The sequence below is a fragment of the Actinomadura luteofluorescens genome (genome assembly GCF_013409365.1).
Classification (GTDB): domain Bacteria; phylum Actinomycetota; class Actinomycetes; order Streptosporangiales; family Streptosporangiaceae; genus Spirillospora; species Spirillospora luteofluorescens.
The window spans coordinates 8,930,593-8,947,718 of sequence record NZ_JACCBA010000001.1; the positions used below are offsets into that span (position 1 = coordinate 8,930,593).

Here is a 17,126-nt window from a genome sequence, read left to right on the forward strand (position 1 = left end):
ACCTGAATCGTGCCACGGCCGTGGTAACCGGATTACCAATGATCGGGGCTGAACGGCTCGTCCTCGGGACGAGCGGACCCCGACAGCAGCCGCAGGTCCGACTCGACCATCATGGTCACCAGCCCCTCGAAGGTCACCTCGGGCTCCCACCCCAGCTGCTCGCGGGCCTTCTTCGGGTCGGCGCACAGCAGGTCGACCTCGGCCGGGCGCGTGTACTTGGCGTCCAGGACGACGTGGTCCTGCCAGTCCAGGCCCGCGGTGCGGAACGCGAACTCCACCAGTTCCCGCACCGACTGGGTCTGGCCGGTCCCGATGACGTAGTCCTCCGGGGAGTCCTGCGCCAGCATCATGCGCATCGCGCGGGCGTAGTCGCCCGCGTAGCCCCAGTCGCGGCGGGCGTCCAGGTTGCCGAGACGCAGCTCGGTGGCCAGGCCCAGCTTGATGCGGGCGGCGCCCAGCGACACCTTCCGCGTCACGAACTCGGCGCCCCGGCGCGGCGACTCGTGGTTGAACAGGATCCCGCTCACCGCGAACATCCCGTAGGACTCGCGGTAGTTCTGCGTGATGTAGTGCCCGTAGCTCTTCGCCACCCCGTAGGGGCTGCGCGGATGGAACGGGGTCTTCTCGTTCTGCGGCGTCTCGCGCACCATCCCGAACATCTCTGAGGACGACGCCTGGTAGAAGCGGATCTGCCCGTCGCCGGGCGTGCGGGACGGGCTGATCCCCGACACCACCCGGATCGCCTCCAGCATGCGCAGCACGCCCATCCCGGTGACCTCGGCGGTCAGCTCGGCCTGCTGCCACGACATCGGCACGTAGGAGATCGCGCCCAGGTTGTAGACCTCGTCGGGCCGCACCCGCTCGACCGCCGAGATCAGGCTGCCCTGATCCAGCAGGTCCCCGGTGGTGATCTGCACGTCGCCGATGTGCTTGCGCAGCCGCGACACATGGGGGTTCGCCTGCCCCCGCACCAGGCCCCAGACCTCGTATCCCAGCTCAAGCAGATGCTCGGCCAGATACGAGCCGTCCTGTCCGGTGATGCCGGTGATGAGTGCTCGCCTGGACAGCGGATCCTCCATGGCTGAAATAGGTCCGACGCGGGCCCGTCACGGGCCGAAACCCGCAGCGAGCGTGATTTATGAGGTTACCGACCAGGCCACGTCCATGACGAGGGAGGGCACCGTTTGAACCGAATTCCCTTCTGGTTCGCCCGCCGCCCCACCGGAGGGCCCACGCCGATACACGTCATGGCCAAGTACACCTAGCCGGACGCGCGGCCGCCCCGCCGAACGGGCGCCGCACGTCACCGAAGATCACCCGGCGCGAGGAGAGCCGGCCGCCGCCTACCGCCGCAGACTGGCCGGTACTGGTCGCGGCGTCCAACAAGGCGAGCCGCCCGCACCGACCATCCGCACTGATCGTTCGCTGATCCCGCGACGACCGGAGGCTCGCGATCGCGTCCGAAGGCAGTTTCGAGCCTGCGAGAAACTGATCGCGCAGCGAGCCCCTGGGCGAGCCGGAGCGATGCAGCGATCGCCCGCAGTGTTCTGGTGTCGGGCGCCCCCAGGCGCCCGACACCAGAACACTGCAATCAATACTGCGATCAACCCGCGCGCTGGCGGGCGCGGTAGGCGGCGACGTGCATGCGGTTGCCGCAGGTGCGGCTGTCGCAGTAGCGGCGGCAGCGGTTGCGGGACAGGTCGACCAGGACGCGTGAGCAGTCCGGCGCCTCGCAGGTGCGCAGCCGGTCCAGTTCGCCCGCCGCGACCACGTAGGCCAGCGCCATGCCGCAGTCGGCGGCCAGGTGCTCTCCGAGAGGCGCGCCCGGCGCGAAGAAGTGCACGTGCCAGTGGTAGCCGTCGTGGTCGGTCAGGTGCGGCGTGGTGCGGACCTCACCGACGATCTCGTTGATCCGCCGCACGGCGGAGGGGACGTCCCCGGAGCGGAACACCGCGTGGAAGCGGCCGCGCAGCTCCCGCACGCGGGAAAGGTCGGCCTCGGTGAGGTCGCCCACGTCGCTGAACGCGTTGCGGTCCACGAAGTCGCGCAGGCCGGGCAGCCCGCCGAGCTCCTCCGCGCCGGACGCCGCCGCGCTCGTGTTGATCAGGTCGACGACGACGGCGAGCGCGTGCTCGGTGTCATGAGTGAAGATCACGATGACTCCAGTCTCGGGGGACCCGGGCGGTCGGGTGCCCGGCTGCGTCGCCGGGGCCGGAACGCGGCCCGTGGCCCCCACCATATGACGGGGACGGTGCACGTCGGCGCCCACCCCGCCAGGACACGCTGGCGCCCACGGCGCCGAGATTCGAGCGGAACGTTCCATCGCGTGGCCGGGTCCCGCGACTACCCCGCCGCTTTCAGGCAAGGACCATCGCCGTGGAGGAGGACCGGCTCTTCATCGTCTTCCTGGCCGTCGCCGTCGTGGTCCTGCTGGCCCGCGGGCTGGCCGGGCGGCTGCGCGTGCCGGACGCCATCGTGCTCGTCCTGCTCGGCATGGCGGCCGGGTTCGTGCCGGCGCTCCCCGCGGTCGTCGTCCCGCCCGAGGTGGTGCTGCTCGGATTCCTGCCGCCGCTGCTCTACCACGCGGCGTTCTTCACCGCCCCGCGCGAGGCCCGCGCCGACGCCGTGCCCATCTTCGCCCTGGCGTTCGGCCTGACCACCGTCACGACCGTCGCGGTGGCCGCGACGCTGCACGCCCTGGTGCCGGACGTCGGCTTGGCCGCCGCGCTGGCCTTCGGCGCGGCGGTGTCGCCCACCGACCCGGTGGCGGCGACGTCGGTGATGCAGCGGCTGGGCGCGCCGCCGCGGATGGTCACCATCCTGGAGGGCGAGAGCCTGATCAACGATGGCGCCGCGCTGACGATCTTCGGGCTGGCGGTCGAGGCGCTCGGCACTGACTTCACCGTGGCGCACGGCGCGGCCCGGGTGGCCCAGATCGTGCTCGGCGGCGTGGCCTACGGGCTGGTCGTCGGCATCGTGGTCCGCCGCGTCCGGCGCTGGATCAGCGACCCGGTCAGCCAGATCATCGTCTCCCTCATCACGCCCTACGTCGCGTTCGTCCCCGCGGACCGGTTCGGCGCGTCCGGCGTGCTCGCGACGGTCGTCGCGGGGTTCTCCATCGGCACGCACGGGGAGGGCTTCCTGCAGCCCGCCTCGCGGCTCGCCGGCACGACGTTCTGGCGGATCCTCACCTTCCTGCTGGAGTCGGCGCTGTTCGTCCTGCTCGGTCTGGAGATCCGGGAGATCGTGCGCGCGCCGGGCGGCCGGACCTGGGGCACGGTGGTGGCGGTCGCGCTCGCGGTGTCGGCCGTGGCGATCGCCGCCCGGCTGCTCTGGCAGCTCGGCAACGCCCCGCTCGCCCGGCTCGTGCCCGGCGGCCGGCGCAGCCAGGCGGGCCTCGGCCTGCGGGAGCGGCTCGTCATCGGCCTCGGCGGCATGCGCGGCGCGATCTCGCTGGCCATCGCGCTGTCGCTGCCCATCGGGCTGGGGGCCGAGCGCGGGCTGCTGGTCCTGCTCGCCGCCCTCGTCGTGCTGGTCACGCTGGTCGGGCAGGCGCCGCTCCTGCCGTTCCTGCTGCGCCGCCTCGGGCTGATCGAGCCGGAGCGGCGGCGCGCGGAGTCGATGCTCGCCCGCAAGGCGGGGCTCCAGGCGGCCCTGACCCGGCTGGACGAGCTCGTCGAGGAGGAGGACGTCGACGACCAGACGGCGGAGGCGTTCCGGCAGATGCTCGAACTGCGGCTCGAACGCGTCCGTTACTTCCTGGACCGGGAGGGAGCGGAGGGTCCCCGCCCGCCGGACAGCCGGTACGTCCGCACCGAGCTGGTCGGTGCGCAGCGCGCCAGGCTCCAGGTGCTCTACCGCAAGGGAAGGATCGGCGCCGAGACGCTCCGCGAGATCGGGCGGGAACTGGACTTCGAGGACCCCGTGGTGGTGAAGAGGCCGCCCTCATGAACCCGGAGTCGCCGCTCCGGCGGGGCGTCAGCGCTCGTAGTGGGGGTCGGCGACGACGGGGTAGTAGGCGTCGGTGTGCTGGATGCGCATCGTGACCGCCGATCCGTCCAGCGCGTAGTCCGCCTTCACCTGGCGGAACATCGAGTCGCTCGACCACGGGTTGTAGAGCCGCCCCACCGTGGCGCCGTACCGCAGGTGCACGACGTCGTAGCCGCCGGACGGCATCGACTCCAGCGCGAGCCCGTCGGCCAGGGAGACCGCGAACCGGAACTCCGTGGGCGCGTCGGGGCCGTGGATCACCGTGAGCAGGCGCACCCCGCCGGCCGTGGTCTGCGCGACGATGTCGGTGTCGACGTCGACGCCGACGAACACCCGCAGGCTCGGGCGCAGCACCTGGGCGACGGTGTCGGCCGCCGCGACGTCGATGCCGAGGTGGATCCGCTGCCCGTCCCTGGTCGGCACCCACACTCCGTCACGGGCGCGCTGCCCCCAGGCGACGTCGGGGTTCTCCATCTCCTGGGGCTCGTTCTTGCCCCGCGCGACCAGAATCCTGGAAGCGGCGCTCATCGCCGCGGCAGCCCCGTCCCGTGCATGCCTCATGGCGGGCCCCCTCGCCTTCTTCCATCACCGCGTGACTTCGCGCTCGTCCTGGATCTACCACGGGCTGGGCGGACAGGACCCCCGATGGCCTGCCGCTGGTCGATTCGCGACGTTCGCCCCGTGCGTCGTTGGACCTTACACCACGCTTATACAGGCCGGTCGGGCCGGGCGCAGATCCTTTTCCCGGCCCGGTCGCGATGCTGTGACGGTGCGCGCCCGGCGCCTCACGCAGCGGTCCGCGGGCCGCCCGGTTGCCGGGCGGCCCGCGGACCGTGTCCCCCCTCAGGCGAGCGCCGGCTCACCCACCGTGACGCTCGCCGACAGGTCGGCGAGCACCTCGCTCAGCCGGTCCAGGGCCCCCGCGATCCACGGCAGGGAGGCCGGGGCGGGGGAGGCCAGCGCCGCGAGGCGCTGCTCGTCGTCCTCTCCGTAGAGCAGGCTCGGTGCCACCCGCATGCGCAGCGCCGACGGGGCGTCCCCGAACGAGCTCCCAGGCAGGACGCCCACTCCGTAGCGCTCCAGAAGAAGGTGCGTGAGGTCGGCGGCCGTGCGGATGCCGTGGTCGGCTTCCAGCTCGTCCCGCATCGGGCCGAAGTCGGGGTAGAGATAGAAGGCCGCTTCCGGCCGCGCGACCCGCGCGCCGGCCGCGGCGAAGCGGTCGGCGACCGCGCCGGTGACGGCGGCGTGCAGGCGCCTGCTGCGGTCGACGTGCTCGACCAGCTCGGGGGGCTCGGCGAACGCGAACGCGGCGGCGTGCTGCATCGGGGCCGGGGCGCTGGACCAGATCTCGCTGGCCACCCCGAGCAGGCTGTCGCGCAGCGCCCGGCCGAACGGCCCGTCCGGCAGCCGGGCCACCCCGATCCGCCATCCGCCGGCCGCCAGGCTCTTGCTCAGCGCGGTCGTCACGACGGTCCGCTCGGGCGCGTACTGCGCCGGGCTCGGGACCGTCCCGCCCGGGGCGTGCACCAGGTCCCGGTAGATCTCGTCGGAGATGACGACCAGATCCTGCTCGCGCGCGACCGCGCACAGCCGCCTCACGGTGGCCTCGGAGGCGATGGTCCCCGTCGGGTTGTCCGGCAGCGTCACCACGACGGCCCGCACGTCGCGGCCCCGGGCGCGGGCCCGCACCACCGCGTCGGCCAGCAGCGCCGGGCTCGGGACGCCGCCCTCGCCGGGCGGGGTCGCCACCCGGATCGGGTCCACTCCCGCCAGCGAGGCCTGCGCCGCGTAGCTCACCCAGCTCGGGGCGGCCACGACGACGTCGCCGCCCAGCGCGGTCAGCAGGGCGAACAGCAGCGGCTTGCTGCCGGGGCCCGCGACGACCGTGGCCGGGTCGGTGGGCAGCCCGCGGCGGGCCCAGTACCCCGCCGCGGCGGCGCGCAGCGCGGCCGACCCGGCGACCGGCCCGTAACCACCCCGGCCCGCGGCCGCGCCGAGCTCGCGGGTCAGGGCGGGATGTATGGGTATCCCGGCTTCCCCGAAGCCGAGGGGGAGCACGCGTTCACCCTGCCTGCGCTTGCGGGCTATGGCCTCGTTGACCGCGAGCGTGGCGGACAGAGGGACCCGGCGCGGCTCGAACGAGAGCGGCCGGACGGCTGAGGGCTGGTTATGGGGCATGAGCACTCCAAAAGGGCATGGCTGATTCACGGTGGGTAATCGTGGAATCCCCGTGTGTGGCGACCCGGCCGGGTTCGCCTAACTCTTGCCCGAGCCGAGCATCATTACAAGCGAGTCTCAGCGATGCTGACCGTAAGATGGGCTGATGCTAGAGCTGCGCCGCTTGCGGCTGCTCGCCGAATTCGCCCGCCGCGGCAGCATCGCGGCCACGGCCGCCGCCCTCGGCTACACGCCCTCCGCGGTCTCCCAGCAACTGGCCGCCCTCGAACGGGAGGCCCGCGTCCCGCTGCTGGACCGGACGGCGCGCAGCGCGGAGCTGACCGACGCCGGGCGCCGCCTCGCCGAGCGCGCCGAGGAGATCCTCGGCCTCGTGGAGACGGCCGAGGCGGAGCTGTCGGCCCAGGCCGACGCGCCCACGGGCCGGATCGTGGTCACCGCGTTCCCGACCGCGGCCGTCGCCTTCGCCCCCGCGCTGGCGCAGAGCCTCGGCGACCACCCCGGGCTCACGTTCGTGCTGCGGCAGACCGCGCCCGGCGCGGGCATCCGCCAGGTGCAGAGCGGCGAGGTCGACATCGCGCTGATCGACGACTGGACGGGCAAGGTCCCCGACCAGGCGCCCGCCGCGCTGGAGTTCTTCCACCTGCGCCGCGACCCCCTCGTCCTGGTCGTCCCGGACACCCACCCCATGTCCCAGCCGGGCCGGCCGGTCGACCTCCAGCAGCTGCGCGAGGAGCCGTGGATGGCGGCGCCGGCAGGGGAACCGTCCCGGCAGGCCGTCGAGCGGCTTCTGGACACGGTCGGCGGCGCCCGTCCTGTACCATGGGAGTTCGAAGGCCTCCACACGATCCTGAGCCTCGTGGCCCGCGGAATCGGAATCACCGCGGTGCCCGCGCTGGCGCTGGCCGCCGGCGACCAGGGCGTGGCGGTCCGCCGCATCCCCGAATGCGCGCTGGCCCGGGAGGTCTACGCCGTGACTCGCACCGCCAGCGTACGCAGGCCGTCCGTGGCGGTCACGCTCCGCGCGATCTACGCGGCCGCGAAAGAGGTGCAGCCCACCGCGCCCGAGTCCTGAAAAGGCTTTGGGGATACCCGGAAGAAGTCCCTTGTGACCTCTGCCGAAACTCGGAAATAAGCCGTGGAGAACGTGTTCGGGCATGGCCGCATCCGGCCTTGATTCGCACCGCAGGGGCATCGGGGCCGAACTAACAGGGGAAAGGCCGCGCGGGGACGAATCCCTCGAAACCGGACGAACGCGCGCGGATCATCACGTACGGTGGGGCGAATCGTGAGCACATCCGAGACCATGTACACCGATCGGGGAGCGCAGCGCTCGATGGAACGACCGGCGACCATGACCGCGGAAGAACCACCCGGCCTCGTGCGGGCACCGAAGCCGCAGGACGGGCACGGGCACGCGGGCGGCCACCACATCTTCGAACTGCCGCGGGTGACCGCGCTGCTGATGCACGCCCTCCCGCGCTTCATCGAGGGGGTCATCGCCCCCGTCGCGGTGTTCTACGCCGCTCTCATGGTCCTCGGCCTGAACGGCGCGCTCGTCGCCGCCGTCGCCTGGGTCTACGGCGGGATCGTCTACCGGTACGTGCGCGGCCACCCGGTGTCGGGGATGCTCATGCTCGCCGCGGTCGGGGTGACCGTCCGCGCGGCCCTCGCCGCCGCGACGCACAGCGCCGTCATCTACTTCCTCCAGCCGACCCTCGGCACGCTCGCCGTCAGCATCGCCTTCCTCGCCTCGGTGCCGCTCCGGCGGCCGCTCGCGATGAAGCTCGCCAAGGACATGGCGCCGATCCCCGACGCGTTCTACAAGAACGCCCGGGTCCACCAGTTCTTCCTGCGCATCTCGCTGCTGTGGTCGGCGGTGCTGCTCACGAACGTGGGCGTCAGCCTCTGGATGCTCTTCAACGAGTCGATCAGCATGTACCTGTGGATCCGCACCGGCATCGTCGCGGGGCTGGGCGCGATCGGCATCGCGGTCTCGGTCTGGGGCTTCAAGCGTGTGGTGCGTCACGTGAACCGCGAGCCCGCGGCCGCCGCCGCCCCCGCGGCCGCCGCCGCCCCCGCGGCCGGCGCCTGACCGGCGCCTGACCGCCGCCCCCGGTCCCCCTTTTGTCCTTCTCTGCCCTCCTCTGGCCCTCTCTGAGCAGCGAATCTTCGCTCATGTCCGAACCCGGGCGTGATTCAGGGCGTCTCCATCCTTAGATAGATTTCACCTACACGGGGTGAATGTTTGAGGTTGGGGGAGTCAGTGGTGACAAAGGGTCGGTTGGGACCTGTGGTGGCCGGCGGGACGGGAGCGCTGGCGCTGCTCGTGACCGGCTGCTCGATCGGGGGCGAGGGCAGGCTCGCCTCGGGCGGGTCGGACACGACCGTGACGATCACGCCGGCGAACGGGACCGCCCAGGTCAAGCCGGACGGCACGATCGAGGTCAAGGCCTCCGGCGCGAAGCTGCGCGACGTCACCGTCCAGGGCGCGGGCGCCGCGATCTCCGGGAAGTACGGGGACGGCCACAAGACGTGGAGGTCCGCCCGCACGCTCACCCCCGGGACCTCCTACACGGTCACGGCCCAGGCCGGCGAAGGCGGCAAGGCCCGCACGGTCACCAGCTCGTTCACGACCCTGAAGCCCGCCGAGACGCTGTCGATCACGGACGTCACGCCGAACCTCACCGGGGAGAAGGTCGGGGTCGGCATGCCGATCTTCGTCCGGTTCAACCGGCCGGTCACCGACAGGGCCGCCGTGGAGCGGACGCTGCGCGTCAGCCCGGACAAGCCGGTCGAGGGCGCGTGGCGCTGGGTCGGCTCCGACCAGGTCATCTACCGGACGAAGACGTACTGGCAGCCGCACCAGACGGTCCGCTTCCAGGCGGACCTCGCCGGGGTGAACGCGGGCGGCGGCGTCTACGGGGCCAAGGACGCGCGGGCGACGATCAGCATCGGCGCCGCGCAGATCACCACCGGCGACATCGGCGACCACCGCATGACGGTGACGCGGGACGGCAAGAAGCTGCGCACCGTCCCGTTCAGTGCCGGCAACGGCGAGACGCGGGAGTTCACCACCACCAGCGGCGTCCACCTGCTGATGGAGAAGGGCAACCCCGTCACGATGACGTCCCCCGGACGCAAGGAGGGGGACGCGGGCTACTACAAGACCGTCGTGAACTACGCGGTCCGCTTCTCCAACAGCGGCGAGTACGTGCACTCGGCGCCCTGGTCGGTCGGCTCGCAGGGTTCGGCGAACGTCAGCCACGGCTGCCTGAACGTCAGCCCGGCCGACGCCAAGTGGTTCTACGACGTCATGCAGCGCGGTGACGTGATCGACCTGACCGGGACCGACCGCGAGGTCGAGTGGGACAACGGCTGGAGCGTCTGGCAGCTGTCCTTCGACAAGTGGCGGCAGGGCAGTGCGCTCCGTTGAGACGGTCGTCTCCGACGGGAAGAGGCCGACGAAACCTTCGTCGTACAACGCTTTGATCTCAGGCACCTGCAAAAACCCTGGGACATGGCATGATCGACGACTTTTGTCGCTAATGTCACTCTGGTAGACGGCGGGTTCTGGAGGTCAAGGGTGCAGCGGAGGGTTTCCGCAGGGGTTCGGGCTGGCGCGGGAATGGCGGGGGTCGTCCTCCTCTTCACGACGGCCTGCAGCGGGGGAGAGAAGGATTCGGGCGTCACCGTCGGGGAGAAGGGCGACGCGACGGTCCCGCAGGTGACGATCAACCCGGGCAACGGCAACACGAAGGCCAAGCCCGAGGACGGCGTCGTGGTCACGGCCGCGGGCGGGACGCTCGAACAGGTCGCGGTCACGCTCAAGGGCAAGCCCGTGGACGGCGCGATGGCCGCCGACAAGACCAGCTGGAAGTCGCGCACGCTGCGACCCGGCGCCAAGTACCAGGTCACCGCGGTCGCCAAGAGCCCCAAGGGCAAGACGGCGACCGTCAACGCCGCGTTCGCCACGCTCAAGGCCGCGAGCGAGCTGAGCATCGTCGACATCACCCCGAACAAGAACGAGAAGGTCGGCGTCGGCATGCCGATCCAGGTGACCTTCAACCGCCCGGTGGCCGACAAGAAGGCCGTCGAGAGCGCCCTGCAGGTCAAGTCGACCACGCCCGCCACCGGCGCCTGGTTCTGGACGAACGACACCACGGTGATCTTCCGTACGAAGAACGGGACCTGGTGGGCGCCGAACCAGCAGGTGACCTTCACCGCCAAGCTGGCCGGGGTGAGGTCGGGCAAGAGGACCTACGGCGTGTCGGACGTGACCCGCGGGTTCCGCATCGGCGACGAGCACATGGTCAAGGTCAGCACCAAGACGCACAAGCTCGTCGCCACCAAGAACGGCAAGAAGATCCGCAGCTGGGGGATCAGCGCCGGCAAGGGCGGCCGCGTCGTCAACGGCGTCGACACCTACCTGACCACCAGCGGCATCCACCTGACCATGGGCAAGGAGAATCCGGCGATCATGACGTCGGAGTGGATGGGGGTCAAGCCCGACGACAAGGCCAACGGCGGCTACAAGGAGGTCATCCCGCACGCGGTGCGGATCTCCAACAGCGGCGAGTACATCCACTCGATGGCCGCCACGACCTGGGCGCAGGGCCGCCAGAACGTCAGCCACGGCTGCCTCAACTCCCCGCCCGCCGCCGCCCGCTGGTACTACCAGTGGTCCTACCGCGGCGACCCGGTGATCATCACCGGCACCAAGCGCAAGCTGGACCCGATGAACGGCTGGAGCTACTACCAGATGTCGTGGGACCGGTGGGTGAAGGGCAGCGCCCTCGACCGAACCGTGACCACGGGCTGACGATGACCGGGCCCCGCCCCGGGAACGGCCCGGACACGGCCGTCGGCGATCGGGGACCCGGTGAACGAGCCAGCGCACCCGCTGCGACTGCGGCGCCGCGTTCGGCGCAGGGCGCATCGCGTCCTGCGCCGCGCGGCGCTCTGCGTGCTGCGCCCGCTGCGGCGAAGGCGTCTCCCGCCGCCCGGTGACCGGATCCGCGTCCGCGTCCTGCTGCAGAACGCGCACGGGACCGGCGGGACGATCCGCACGGTGCTGAACCTGTGCGGCCATCTGGCCCGCGACCACGACGTCGAGATCGTCAGCGTGCTGAAGCGGAGCAGGAGGCCGTTCTTCGTCCTGCCCGCCGATGTCACGGTCACCTACGCCGACGACGGCCTGGCCCCCAAGGGACGCGCGGCCCGTTTCCTGACCAAACTGCCCAGCATCCTGACACCGGCGGACGAGGCGTCGTTCCGCCACATGAGCCTCTGGACGGACGTGTGCCTGCTGCGGCACGCGCTCTGGCGAGCGGCGCCGCCCGACGTGCTCATCGGGACCAGGCCGTCCCTCAACCTGCTGGCGGCCGAGCTGGCGCCGGCCGGGGTCGCGACGATCGGCCAGGACCACATGCATCTCGGCGCCTACCGGCCCGCGCTCCGCCGGCAGATCGTCCGCGCCTACCGCCGGCTCACCGCCGTCACCACGCTCACCGAGGCGGACCGCGCCGAGTACGAGGCCGCGCTCGCGGGGTCCGCCGTGCGCGTCGTCCGGATCCCGAACGCCGCGCCCCCCTTGCCGCCGCGACCGTCCCGGCGCGTGCACAAGGTCGTCCTGGCGGCCGGGCGCCTCGTCCACGCCAAGGGCTTCGACGTGCTCCTGCGCGCGTTCGTGCCGATCGCCGCCGAGCACCCGGACTGGACCCTGCGCGTCTTCGGCGGCGGGCCCCGGCGCGACCGGCTCCGCGCGCTGATCGACGACCTCGGCCTCGGCGGGCGGGCCGAGGTGCGCCCGCGCACCCGCGACCTGCACGCGGAGATGGAGCGGGCGTCGGTCTACGCGCTGTCGTCGCGCCGCGAGGGCATGCCCATGGTCGTCATCGAGGCCATGGGCATGGGCCTGGCGGTCGTGGCGTTCGACTGCCCCACCGGGCCGGCCGAGGTGATCGCCCACGGCCGCGACGGGCTGCTCGTCCCCGCCGGGGACGAGGACGCGCTCACCGCGGCGCTCCGCGCGGTGATCGAGGACCCCGGCCTGCGGGACCGGCTGGGCGAGGCGGCCCTGCGGTCGTCGCGGGCCCACCACCTGGACCGCATCGGCCCCCGGTGGTCCCGCCTGATCCGCGACCTCGCCCCCGTCACGCCCCGGTGCGCGGGCGGGCGGGCCGCGGGTCAGCCCGTGAGCAGGCCGCGGACGTAGGCGGCCTGGCCCGCGTGCTGAAGGTCGTCGGAGACCACGCTGACCAGCCGGACCGCCAGCGTGACCGGCGGATCCCAGGCCCGGTCGACGATCCGGGGCAGGTCGGCGTCGGTCAGCCCGGACAGGTACTGGACGGTCCGGTCGTGCACGGCGTCGTGGTAGCCCGTGAGCAGGTCCGCCGAGTCCACCTGGACGGCGGCGACGTCGTCCGGGGTGTGGCCGTATCCGGTGTCGGACGCGTCGAACGGAAGCGCGAAGCGGTCGGCCCAGCCGTCCCGCGTCCACACCTGGTCGGTGCCGGCGACGCCCGCGACGTGGTCGTCCTGGATGCGGGTGAGGTGCCATACGAGCCACGCGATCGAGTTGGCGCCCTCGGCGGGCCGGCGGGCGAGCCGCGGCCCGTCGAGGCCCCCGACGGCCCGGTGGACGACCTGCTGGATCCGGTCGAACGCGTCGGTGAGCAGTTCAGCACTGGTCATTGATCCGACGCTACCTTGATCCGGCCCGGGTTTCAGGCCGGGACCCACCGGCATCCGGACGTGGCATCAGGGGGATTCCGGCGTTCCGCTTGATACTCACTGTGATCGATACGATCCTTGCTGTAGTCGACCGGGGGGTCATCTGCCGCGGCGACGCCTCCGCCTGGCGGGGCGCGCCGCGCTGCCACGGCGTAACGGCACGCACCGATGCCGTTGGAAGAGGGGGACCGGAGGTGAACGGCTCCACGTTCGTGCACCAAGGCTGCGTCTACTCCAGCGACGACGACTTCTTACGGATGGCGGTCCCGTTCATCGACGAGGGGCTCCGGCGTGAGGAGCCGGTCCTGGTGACCACGACGCCCGTCAACCTGAGCCTGGTGCAGACCGCCCTCGGGCGGCACGCCCGCAACGTCGACTACGCCGAGTCCGCGTTCTTCGGCCGCCGCCCGCCGCAGCGCGTCGCCGCGTTCACCGGCTACCGGCACCGGCATCCCGGCGCCGCGCGCGTCCGCATCATCGCCGAGCCCGTGTGGGCGGGACGGTCGGCCCGGCAGGTCGAGGCGTGGGAGTGCATGGACTCCGCCCTCAACGCGGTACTGGCCGGCACCGGCATCCACATGGTCTGCCCCTACGACGCCCGCACCCTCGAACCGGAGATCGTCGGCAACGCCCTGCGCACCCACCCGCACATGGTGGACGGGACCGAGGTGGCCGCGAGTCCCGGGTACACCGAGCCCGTCGCGTTCGTGCGCGGCCGGGCGGCGCCGCTGGCCGCCCGGCCGGACGACGCCGTCACCGTGGCGTTCACCGGCGACCTCGGCCGGATGCGGCACACCGTCGTGCTGGAGACCGTGCTGCTCGGGCTGGCCGGGGAACGCCTGATGATCTTCGCGGCGGCGGTCGGCGAGCTGCTCACCGGGGTGCCCGGCGCCGGGGGCCGCCGCCCGAGCGTCGCGCTGTGGGGACGGCCCGGGGAGGTCGTCTGCGACGTCGACCTGCCCGCCACCGCGTCCCTCGACCCCTTCATCGGCCTGCACCCGCCCCTGCTCGACCCGCGACCGGGCGACGGCATCTGGCTCGCCCGGCAGATCTGCGACCATCTCGACGTGCGGTCCGGTCCCGGCGGCACCACGATCCGGCTGCACACTCCCACCCTGCGCGACACCGAGGCCGGCGCCGGTGCCTGACCGCGCGTTCGCGCAGCTAGCGGGCCGCCGAATGGGTAGGCGACCGGCATGAGCACTCGCGCGCCCGACCGGCGGCCGCCCGACCGCGGGTTCGCGGCCGAACTCCGCGACGCGGTGACGCTGCGCGCGTTCGCCCTGATCACCGGGGTCCTTCTGCTGCAGCTCGGGTTCATCCTGTCCTACATCGGCGCGTTCCATTCACCGACCCCGCACCGCATCCCCGTCGCGGTGGTCGCGCCGCCCGCGGTGGCGGGACAGGCCGTCGCGCAGGTGAACGCGCTGCAGGGCCGGCCGCTGGAGGCCCGCACGGCCCCAGGCGAGCAGCAGGCCCGCCGGGACATCCTGCGCCGGGACGTCGACGCGGCGATCATCGTGGATCCGCGCGGCGGCACCGACACGCTGCTGGTCGCCTCCGCCGCCGGGCCGGCGCTCGCCGGCACCGCCACCGATGTCGCGCACCGGCTGGAGACCGCCCAGGGCCGGCGGGTGACGGTCGTCGACATCCGTCCGCCCGGCCCCAAGGACGGCCGGGGCCTGTCCTCCTTCTACCTCGTCATCGGCTGGGTCGTGGGCGGCTACCTGGCGGCGGCGATCCTCGCGGTGGCGGGCGGCGCCCGCCCGGCGAACGCGCGCCGCACGGTCATCCGGCTGGGGGCGCTCGCCCTGTACGCGGTCGTGTCGGGGCTCGGCGGCGCCCTCGTCGCCGGTCCCGTCCTCGGCGCGCTGCCGGGCCACTTCTTCCCGGTGTGGGGGATCGGGGCGCTCGTGGTCTTCGCGGCGGCGGCCGCCACCGCCGCGCTCCAGACGCTGTTCGGGCTCGTCGGGATCGGCCTGGCGATCCTGCTGTTCGTCGTGCTCGGCAACCCCAGCGCCGGCGGCGCCTACCCGCTCGCGCTGCTGCCGCCGTTCTGGCGCGCGATCGGCGGCTGGCTGCCGACGGGCGCGGCCACGACGGCCGTCCGCAACACCGTCTACTTCTCCGGCAACGCCACGGCGCACGCGCTGTGGGTGCTGGCCGGGTGGGCCCTCGTAGGGACGGCCGTCGCCCTGGCGGTGTCCGCGCTGCGCCCGCGAGCGTCCGCCTCGACCGTGGGGACCGCCTCAGCCGGGGGCGGTTGACGAGGCCCCTGCGGCGGGCACGGCATCCAACGGGTCGCCGGCCCGGCCCGGCAGGCGGACGGTCACGACGAGGCCGCCCTCCGGGCGCGGCGCCGCGGTCACCGCGCCGCCGTGGGCCGTCGCGGTCGCCCGGACGATCGACAGTCCGAGGCCCGCGCCGCGGTCGGAGCGCACCCGGTCGTTGCCGAGCCGCCGGAACGGCTCGAAGATCGTCTCGACCTCGTAGGCGGGGACCACCGGACCGGTGTTGGCGACGGTGAGCTCGGCCCAGCCGTCCCGGCCCCGGGTGGCGACCCGCACCTCGCCGCCGTCGCGGTTGTGCCGGATCGCGTTCTCCACCAGGTTCTGCACGAGGCGCTCCACCAGCACCGGGTCGCCGCTGGTGGGGGCCGGGCCGAGGAGCCGGTCCGCGGTCACGCCGCGGGCCCGCGCCTCGGGGGCGGCCTGCCGCAGCACGTGCCCGGCGACGTCCGCCAGGTCCAGCGGCCCGGTGTCGGCCACGACGTTCTCGGTCCCGGCGAGCGTGAGCAGCCCGTCGATGAGCCGCTCGTGCCTGCCGTTGACGACCAGCAGCGACTCGCCGAGCCGCCTGACGTCGCCGGTGGCGTCCGGGCGCCGCAGCGCCACGTCGATCAGCGTCCGGTTGATGGCGAGGGGGGTGCGCAGCTCGTGCGAGGCGTTCGCGACGAACCGGCGCTGCCCGTCGAACGCCCGCGCCAGCCGGCCGAGCATGGTGTCGAAGGTGTCGGCCAGCTCCTTGACGTCGTCGCGCGGGCCCTCGTAGGCGATCCGCTCGGTGAGGTCGTGGCTGCGCGCGACGCGCCGCGCGGTCTCGGTGATCGCGTGTACGGGCCGCAGCGCCCGGTCGGCGAGCAGCCAGCCGAAGCCGAGCCCGGCCGCGCCCACCAGCGCGAGCGCGATCCCGCCCTGGGTGAGCAGCGCGTTGAGGGTCTCCCGCTGGTAGTCCTCGCGCCCCTTGATCAGCGCGCCCTGCACCCTCTGCACGGTCAGCTCCGACGCCTCGCCGGGCATCGGCGCCTCACCCTTCACCGCGGGACCCGCGGCCGCGAAGACGCGGTCCTGCGACGGATCCCCCTGCCTCTGCAGGTTGTTCTGCACGAGAAGGTAGGTCAGGCCGAGCAGCACGATCCCCGCCCCCAGGAACAGGCCCGTGTAGAGGATCGTCAGCCGCAGCCGGATCGTCGGCCGCAGCCGGTCGCCGAACCTCGGGGTCCTCGCAGCGCTCATGGAATCCTGTACCCCACTCCCGGGACGGTCTCGATGACCGGGGGGTCGCCGAGCTTGCGGCGCAGCTTCATCAGCGTCACCCGGACGGTGTTGGTGAACGGGTCGGTGTGCTCGTCCCACACCTTCTCCAGCAGCCGCTCGGCGGACACGATCGTCCCGTCCGCGCGCAGCAGCTCGGCCAGCAGCCCGAACTCCTTGCGCGCCAGGTGCACGTACCGGCCGTCCCGGTACACCTCCTGGCGGGACGGGTCGAGCGAGATCCCGGCGCGCTCCAGCGATGGCGGCGCCGCCGGGCGGGCCCGCCGTCCGAGCGCGAGGATCCGGGCGACCAGCTCCTCGAACGCGAACGGCTTGGTGAGGTAGTCGTCGGCGCCGATGCGCAGCCCGTCGACCCGGGCCGGGACGGTGACGGCGGCGGTGAGCATCAGCACCCGCACGAGCGCGCCGGACTCCACCACCGCGCGGCACACGTCGTCGCCGTGCACGACCGGCAGGTCCCGGTCCAGGACGAGCACGTCGTAGTCGTGGACGCCGAGCCGCTCCAGCGCGGCGTCCCCGTCGTAGACCACGTCCACGGCGAGGGCCTCCGCCCGCAGCCCCTCGGCGATCGAGTCGGCGAGCATCCGCTCGTCCTCGGCGATCAGTACCCGCACGTCCGCCACCCCTGCCGCTCCTCCGGACCCGCCCCCCGGCGCGTCCCGCCGCCCCAGC

15 protein-coding genes are annotated in these 17,126 nt (G+C 72.9%); 8 read left to right on the top strand and 7 right to left on the bottom strand.

Annotated elements, in window-relative coordinates; genetic code table 11:
- Positions 1–32 precede the first annotated feature (32 nt).
- Both BJY14_RS41165 and BJY14_RS41170 read right to left on the bottom strand, forming a co-directional pair.
- Positions 33–1,067, bottom strand: coding sequence for a GDP-mannose 4,6-dehydratase (locus BJY14_RS41165; protein WP_179849955.1), 1,035 nt, complete (start codon positions 1,065–1,067; stop codon positions 33–35).
- A 536-nt stretch (positions 1,068–1,603) separates the two neighbouring features.
- Positions 1,604–2,155: a CGNR zinc finger domain-containing protein gene (locus BJY14_RS41170; RefSeq protein ID WP_179848536.1), complete on the bottom strand. Its 552-nt coding sequence runs from the start codon at positions 2,153–2,155 to the stop codon at positions 1,604–1,606.
- Positions 2,156–2,376: 221 nt separating this feature from the next.
- Here BJY14_RS41170 and BJY14_RS41175 point away from each other — a divergent pair, with 221 nt between their 5' ends.
- Complete coding sequence (locus BJY14_RS41175) at positions 2,377–3,951, top strand: Na+/H+ antiporter (protein ID WP_179848537.1); 1,575 nt, start codon at positions 2,377–2,379, stop codon at positions 3,949–3,951.
- Positions 3,952–3,978: 27 nt separating this feature from the next.
- Here the strand turns inward: BJY14_RS41175 and BJY14_RS41180 are convergent, their stop codons facing one another.
- Together BJY14_RS41180 and BJY14_RS41185 are read right to left on the bottom strand one after the other, a co-directional pair.
- On the bottom strand, positions 3,979–4,551 hold the full coding sequence (locus BJY14_RS41180) for a hypothetical protein (RefSeq protein ID WP_179848538.1): 573 nt from the start codon (positions 4,549–4,551) through the stop codon (positions 3,979–3,981).
- A gap of 282 nt (positions 4,552–4,833) precedes the next feature.
- The gene (locus BJY14_RS41185) at positions 4,834–6,168 is read right to left on the bottom strand and encodes a pyridoxal phosphate-dependent aminotransferase (protein ID WP_179848539.1); all 1,335 of its coding nucleotides are present in this window, start codon (positions 6,166–6,168) and stop codon (positions 4,834–4,836) included.
- Between the two features lie 145 nt (positions 6,169–6,313).
- Here BJY14_RS41185 and BJY14_RS41190 point away from each other — a divergent pair, with 145 nt between their 5' ends.
- The 5 genes from BJY14_RS41190 (at position 6,314) to BJY14_RS41210 (ending at position 12,382) form a co-directional block, all read left to right on the top strand.
- Positions 6,314–7,240: a LysR family transcriptional regulator gene (locus tag BJY14_RS41190; protein ID WP_179848540.1), complete on the top strand. Its 927-nt coding sequence runs from the start codon at positions 6,314–6,316 to the stop codon at positions 7,238–7,240.
- 213 nt (positions 7,241–7,453) lie between these two features.
- Positions 7,454–8,260 carry a VC0807 family protein gene (locus BJY14_RS41195; RefSeq protein ID WP_312879714.1) on the top strand — a complete coding sequence of 269 codons (807 nt, stop codon included), beginning with the start codon at positions 7,454–7,456 and terminating at the stop codon, positions 8,258–8,260.
- Positions 8,261–8,458: 198 nt separating this feature from the next.
- Positions 8,459–9,601 (top strand): L,D-transpeptidase, encoded by a 1,143-nt coding sequence (locus BJY14_RS41200; protein ID WP_312879818.1) that lies wholly within the window; start codon positions 8,459–8,461, stop codon positions 9,599–9,601.
- A gap of 192 nt (positions 9,602–9,793) precedes the next feature.
- Positions 9,794–10,987 carry a L,D-transpeptidase gene (locus BJY14_RS41205; RefSeq protein WP_179848542.1) on the top strand — a complete coding sequence of 398 codons (1,194 nt, stop codon included), beginning with the start codon at positions 9,794–9,796 and terminating at the stop codon, positions 10,985–10,987.
- Positions 10,988–11,047: 60 nt separating this feature from the next.
- Positions 11,048–12,382: a glycosyltransferase family 4 protein gene (locus tag BJY14_RS41210; protein WP_312879716.1), complete on the top strand. Its 1,335-nt coding sequence runs from the start codon at positions 11,048–11,050 to the stop codon at positions 12,380–12,382.
- On the opposite strand, the gene BJY14_RS41215 is transcribed toward BJY14_RS41210, so the two are convergent.
- Positions 12,355–12,861: a mycothiol transferase gene (locus tag BJY14_RS41215; RefSeq protein WP_179848543.1), complete on the bottom strand. Its 507-nt coding sequence runs from the start codon at positions 12,859–12,861 to the stop codon at positions 12,355–12,357. The genes BJY14_RS41210 and BJY14_RS41215 overlap by 28 nt on opposite strands.
- Before the next feature lie 233 nt (positions 12,862–13,094).
- Here BJY14_RS41215 and BJY14_RS41220 point away from each other — a divergent pair, with 233 nt between their 5' ends.
- Positions 13,095–14,048: an anti-sigma factor RsbA family regulatory protein gene (locus tag BJY14_RS41220; protein WP_179848544.1), complete on the top strand. Its 954-nt coding sequence runs from the start codon at positions 13,095–13,097 to the stop codon at positions 14,046–14,048.
- 48 nt (positions 14,049–14,096) lie between these two features.
- Complete coding sequence (locus BJY14_RS41225) at positions 14,097–15,167, top strand: ABC-2 transporter permease (protein WP_179848545.1); 1,071 nt, start codon at positions 14,097–14,099, stop codon at positions 15,165–15,167.
- Here the strand turns inward: BJY14_RS41225 and BJY14_RS41230 are convergent.
- Both BJY14_RS41230 and BJY14_RS41235 read right to left on the bottom strand, forming a co-directional pair.
- Entirely contained in the window at positions 15,150–16,415 is a 1,266-nt protein-coding gene (locus BJY14_RS41230; RefSeq protein WP_179848546.1) for a sensor histidine kinase, read from the bottom strand. The two genes, BJY14_RS41225 and BJY14_RS41230, sit on opposite strands and share 18 nt — an antisense overlap.
- Positions 16,412–17,068: a response regulator transcription factor gene (locus BJY14_RS41235; RefSeq protein WP_179849958.1), complete on the bottom strand. Its 657-nt coding sequence runs from the start codon at positions 17,066–17,068 to the stop codon at positions 16,412–16,414. Before BJY14_RS41235 ends, BJY14_RS41230 begins: the two co-directional genes overlap by 4 nt.
- Positions 17,069–17,126: the final 58 nt, after the last annotated feature.

Bases quoted from the DNA above. Each gene is read 5' to 3' on its own strand.
- BJY14_RS41180 (WP_179848538.1), bottom strand. From the start codon at position 4,551: ATGAGGCATGCACGGGACGGGGCTGCCGCGGCGATGAGCGCCGCTTCC.
- BJY14_RS41225 (WP_179848545.1), top strand. From the start codon at position 14,097: ATGAGCACTCGCGCGCCCGACCGGCGGCCGCCCGACCGCGGGTTCGCG.
- BJY14_RS41185 (WP_179848539.1), bottom strand. From the start codon at position 6,168: ATGCCCCATAACCAGCCCTCAGCCGTCCGGCCGCTCTCGTTCGAGCCG.
- BJY14_RS41190 (WP_179848540.1), top strand. From the start codon at position 6,314: ATGCTAGAGCTGCGCCGCTTGCGGCTGCTCGCCGAATTCGCCCGCCGC.
- BJY14_RS41205 (WP_179848542.1), top strand. From the start codon at position 9,794: ATGGCGGGGGTCGTCCTCCTCTTCACGACGGCCTGCAGCGGGGGAGAG.
- BJY14_RS41215 (WP_179848543.1), bottom strand. From the start codon at position 12,861: ATGACCAGTGCTGAACTGCTCACCGACGCGTTCGACCGGATCCAGCAG.
- BJY14_RS41230 (WP_179848546.1), bottom strand. From the start codon at position 16,415: ATGAGCGCTGCGAGGACCCCGAGGTTCGGCGACCGGCTGCGGCCGACG.